At 70.4% G+C, this 5,536-nt stretch carries 1 protein-coding gene; it reads right to left on the bottom strand.

Translation table 11 applies throughout. The features are described 5' to 3' along the window. A partial coding sequence (locus tag A5708_RS02355) for a non-ribosomal peptide synthetase (protein ID WP_155765852.1) occupies positions 1-5,536 on the bottom strand: 5,536 nt, incomplete at both ends.

Consider the following 5,536-nt stretch of genomic DNA (forward strand, 5'->3'; position numbering starts at 1 on the left):
GGCCACCACCGCGGCCGGCACCATGTAGGCCGGCAGCCGCTCGGCGAGCCGGCTGCGGACTTCGGCCGGATCGGCGGCCCCGGTGAGATAACCGACGAGCCGCTTGTCGCCCGGCCGGTCCTCGCGGGCGATCACCGCCACCTGCCCGACGCCGTCCAATTCGGCGAGCGCGCAGCGTATTTCACCGAGCTCGATGCGGTGGCCTCGGATCTTGACCTGCTCGTCGACACGCCCGACGTAGTGCAGCCGGCCGTCCGGGTCCCAGCGCACCAGGTCTCCGGTCCGATACATGCGCGCCCCGTCGCCGCCGAACGGGCAGGCCACAAACCGCGACGCCGTCAGGCCGGCCCGGCCCAGATAACCGGCGGCCACGCCGGCACCGGCCACGTACAGCTCGCCGATCACGCCGGCGGGCACCGGCCGCAGCCACCCGTCCAGCACGAACAGGGCCGCCCCGGACACCGGCGAGCCGAGCGGTGGCGCTCCCGCGCCCGCGACCAGCGGCGCACTGAGCACCGCATCCACCGTGGTTTCGGTCGGGCCGTAGGCGTTGATCATCACCCGCCGCGGGGCCCACCGGTCGGCGAGGGCGGCCGAGCAGGGTTCGCCGCCGATGATCAGCGCGACGTCGAGGTTGTGCGGCGACAGCGCCGCCAGCGCCGACGGGGTGTGGCTGAGCACGCTGACCTTCTCGGCGATGAGCAGGGCGTGCAGCTCATCCGGTGAGCGGGTCACCGACTCGGGCACGATGACCAGCCGGCCGCCGCCGGCCAGGGCGCCCCAGATCTCCTGGATCGAGACGTCGAAACCGTACGAGTGACACTGCGACCACACGCCCCCCGCGGGCAACGGCGCGTGCAGTGATTCCAATAGTCGGGTGACGTTGCGGTGGGCGACGGCAACCCCTTTGGGGATGCCGGTGGTGCCCGACGTATAGATGACGTAGGCGATGCTCTCGGGGGCGGGCGCCGGGAGCGCGGTGCCCGGGTGGCCCTGTGCGGCGGTGCCGTCGACGTCGATGACCGGCAGCCCGAACCCGGTCAGCCGCGACCGCAGGTCCGTCGTGCTGAGCGCGGCGGAGGGAGCGGCGTCATCGACCATGATGCCGATCCGGGACGCCGGCAGCGCCGGGTCGATCGGCAGATACGCGGCCCCGGCCTTCAAGACCGCCAGCATGGCCACGATCGCCTCGGCAGACCGGGAAAACAGCAGCGCCACAACGTCTCCCGTGCCGATGCCATGGCCGAGCAGCAGCCGGGCCAGGCGGTTCGAGGCCTCGTCGAGTTCGCGATACGTCATCGAGCGGCCGGCGAAGGTCACCGCGACCGAGTCGGGGACCCGGGTCGCCTGCGCGGCGAACAGCTCCGGGAGTGACGCCGATGCGCTTGCCCGCTCGGCCAATGCCGCCCGATTTCCCCACCGCGCCAGCTCGGCATGCTCCGGGGCGTCGAGCACGTCCAGCGCCGCCAATGGCCGGGCCGGGTCGGCGGCCATGGCCACCAGGAGTCGTCGCAGCCGTGCGGTCAGCTTGTCGATGTCGGCCGGGTCGAACACATCGGTATCGAATTCCACACGCAGGCTTAGTTCATCGCCCGGCACGGCCTGCAGCGACAGCGGGTAGTGGTTGTATTCGTGGCTGGTGAACGCGGTGGCGCTCAGGTCACCGGCGGCCGACAGGGCCGCGGCGTCGACGGGATAGTTCTCGTACACCAGCAGGCTGTCGAACAGCTGGTCGTGGCCGGTGATGCGGTGGATCTCGTTGAGCGCCAGATGCTGATGCTCGAGGGTGTCGTTGTGCGCGCGTTGCAGCTGGTTGAGCAATTCGGCGACGGTGGTTGTCGCGGTGGCGCGGGCGCGCACCGGCACGGTGTTGATCAACAGGCCCACCATGGATTCCGCGCCGGGCAGATCGGCCGGCCGGCCCGAGACTGCGGTGCCGAAGGCGACATCGCGTTGGCCGGTCTGCCACATCAGTAGCTGCGCCCATGCGCCCTGCAGCACGGTGTTGACGGTGGTGCGGCAGGAACGCGCGAGTTCGCTTAGCGCACGGGTGGTTTCCGCGGACAGTTGCAGCGCGGCCACGCCGCGCGGCCCGAGCTCGATGCGGCCCGCCGGTCCCACCAGGGTCGGGGTGTCGAAGCCGTCGAGCGCGTCGCGCCATGCCAGGCGGGCGCCGGGCACGTCGCGGTCGGCCAGCCAGCTGATGAAGCTTCGGTAGGGCGCCGCCGCGGGCAACCGCCACCCGTAATAGCAGCCGAGGATTTCCTGCAGCAGGACGGGGAGCGACCAGCCGTCCATCACGATGTGGTGCACGGTCAGGACGAACCGGTACTCGTCGTCCGCGGTGCGGATCAGCGCGGCCCGAAGGGGCGGTTCGTCGCCGAGGTTTCGCGCCGCGACGCGCTCGGCGGCGCAGAGCCGCCGCAGCCGCTTCTCGATGTCGCCGTCACGCATCTCGACGTCCTGGTAGGCGAGGTCGGGGGCGGCGGGGAGGATCTGGACGGGGTCGCCGAATTCGGACTCAAACCGGGCCGCCAGGTTGGGATGGCGGGTGATGACGGTGTGCACCGCTCGATGCAGTCGCTGGGAATCGAGGGCGCCGCGCAGCGTGATGGTCAGCTGGATCGCGTACACGTCGGCCTCGCCCTGGGTGGCCGTCACGTGAAACAGCAGTCCCTGCTGCAGCGGGGTGAGCGGCAAGATGTCCGCGACGTCGTATCGCCGTTCAAGTTGGTCGATCTGCGACTGGCTCAGGCGGGTGGGGGTGATGTCGGACGGGGTCAGGCCGCCGCCACCGCGGCGCACATGCGCGCAGATTCCGGCTAGCGCCTCAAACCACAACTGGCTCAACCGCGTTACCTGGTCGTGGGTCAGCGCCGAGGACGCCCACGTCCAATTCGCCTGCAAATGCGGACCGTCCGCGGTGTCCATGGTGCCGGCGTTCAGCTCCACCGTGTGCGGCAACGGCAGCGCAACCGCCCCGGCCGCACTGCTCAGCGATGGACTGTTCGGGCTCAGCTGCCACACGTCGTCGGGCAACTCGACGACCCCGCCGCCGAACCGGCCCAGATAGTTGAACCCGATGACCGGATCCGAACCACCAAGCCCCAGTTGGGGATTCAGGTAGCGCAGCAGCCCATAGCTCAGGCCGTCCGGCAGCGCACGCAGTTGCTCCTTGGCATCCTTGATCAGCGCACCCAGCGCGGCCTCACCGGCCGGCACCCGTCCCCAGTCCAGCGCCCCGATCTCCAGGGCCACCGGGTGCTTGGCGGTGAACCAACCGACCGTGCGCGACAAATCGACGTACGGGCCCAGTTCCTCGCTGCGCCCGTGACCCTCGATGTCGATGCCGATGGGCGCCGTCGTCCCCAGGAATTCGGTGATCGCCATCCCGAAGGCGATCAGCAGGATGTCCTGCACGCCGGCGTGAAACGCCGCGGGCACCTCCGCCAGCAGTTGCCGCGTCGTCTCGACGTCCAGCGACACCGACAGCTGCCCGGCCGTCTCGTAGGTGTCCTCGGGCTGGACCCCCGGCAGCAGTGCCGGCGTCTGTGCAATCCGCCGCCACGCGTCTTCCTGGTCGAGCACCGCCGGGCTCCGCGCATAGTCGGCCAGCAACGACGACCAGCGCGCGAATGACGTCCCACCCGCGGGCAGCTGGAGGGGCCGGCCGCTGTGGCGCTGCGCCCAAACGATGTTGATGTCCTCTATCAGGGTCCGCCATGACACGGCATCGACGGCCAGGTGGTGAACGACCAGCGCCAATTGGTTTGTCGCACTGGCCCATACCGCACTCACCACCACCCCGGCGCCCGGGTTCAGCCGCGACCGGGCCTTCCTCAACGCCGCCTCGGAGAGCACGTCGACAGTCCGCAGGCAGGCGCGGGCGTCCACCGCCCCCACCTCGGGAACCTCGAGCGACCATCCGCCGGCACCGTCGTCGTCGACGCAGAGCCGCAGCATGGGATGCCGATCCAGCAACGCCTGCAGCACGACCTGCACGTCGGCCTGGCCCACCCCCGCCGGAGCCGCCAGCACCATGGTCTGGTTGAACTGCTCGATCGGACCGTCCATGTCGTGCAGCCAGCGCATGATGGGGGTGGCCGCCACCGGCCCGATCCCGTCGTCGGCGGCGTCGTCTTCGGCGGTGGCCAGTGTGACCACCCGGGCCAGCCGGGCCACCGTCTGCTCGACGAAAACGTCACGCGGCCGGCACCTTACGCCCGCGACGCGAGCGCGGGCGACCACCTGCATCGACAGGATGCTGTCCCCGCCCAGATCGAAGAAGGAGTCGTCGATGCCGACCCGCTCGAGTCCCAGGACTTGGGCGTAGATGCCGGCCAGGATCTCCTCGATCGCGTCGGCCGGCGCCCGGTATTCGTTACTGCCGTAATCCGGGGCGGGCAGCGCGCGGGTGTCGAGCTTGCCGTTGACCGTCAACGGCAGCGCATCGAGCGTCACGACCGCGGCCGGCACCATGTAGGGCGGCAGCCGTTCGGCGAGCTGCGACCGCACTTGGGACGGGTCGGCAGTTCCGGTGACATACCCGACCAGCCGCACGCCGGCCGGGTGGTCTTCGCGGACGATCACCGCGGCCTGTTCGATGCCCTCCAATTCGGTGAGGACGGAGCGTATTTCGCCGAGCTCGATGCGGTAGCCGCGGATCTTCACCTGTTCGTCGGCGCGCCCGAGATAGTCCAGCTGCGCGTCCGTACCCCAGCGCACCAGGTCCCCGGTGCGGTACATGCGCGCACCGGTCCCGCCGAACGGGCAGGCGACGAACCGCGATGCCGTCAGGCCGGCCCGGCCCAGGTAGCCGGCGGCGACGCCGCGCCCCGCGATGTACAGCTCCCCCACCACGCCGGGCGGCACCGGACGCAGCCAGTGATCCAGGACGAACAGCGCGGCGCCGGGAACCGGCGCGCCGATCGGCACCGAATCGACGCCCGCGGTCAGCGGCACCGTCATCGCCGCATACATCGTGGTCTCGGTCGGACCGTACTGGTTGACCATCACGCGTCCGGGTGCCCACCGATCCATCACCTCGAGCGGGCACGGTTCACCGCCGACGATCAGCGCCACCGATTCCAGGCCGTCGGACGGCAGCGCCGCCACCGCCGACGGGGTCTGGCTCAAGACGTCGACTTGTTCCGCGATCAGCAAGGCGTGCAGGTCTTCTGGCGATCGGACCACGTCGTCGGGAACGACGACGAGGCGGCCGCCCCGCAGCAGCGCGCCGAACAGTTCCCAGACCGAGAAGTCGAATGCCAGGGAATGGCACTGGCTCCAGACCTGGCCCAGGCCCAGTTCGGCATCCACTGACTGCAGCAGTTGGGTGACGTTGCGATGGGTGACCGCAACCCCTTTGGGGGTGCCCGTGGTTCCGGAGGTGTAGATGACGTACGCGATGTCGTCCGCCGCCGGTGCCGGCAGCCCGGTGGTGGGTTGGGTGCGCACGTCGGGGTCGTCGATGTCGACGATCAGCCCGTCGAACCCGTCCAGCCGCGAGCGCACCTCGGCGGTGGTCACCGCCGCG

The sequence above is a fragment of the Mycobacterium colombiense genome (assembly GCF_001672755.1).
Taxonomy (GTDB): domain Bacteria; phylum Actinomycetota; class Actinomycetes; order Mycobacteriales; family Mycobacteriaceae; genus Mycobacterium; species Mycobacterium colombiense_C.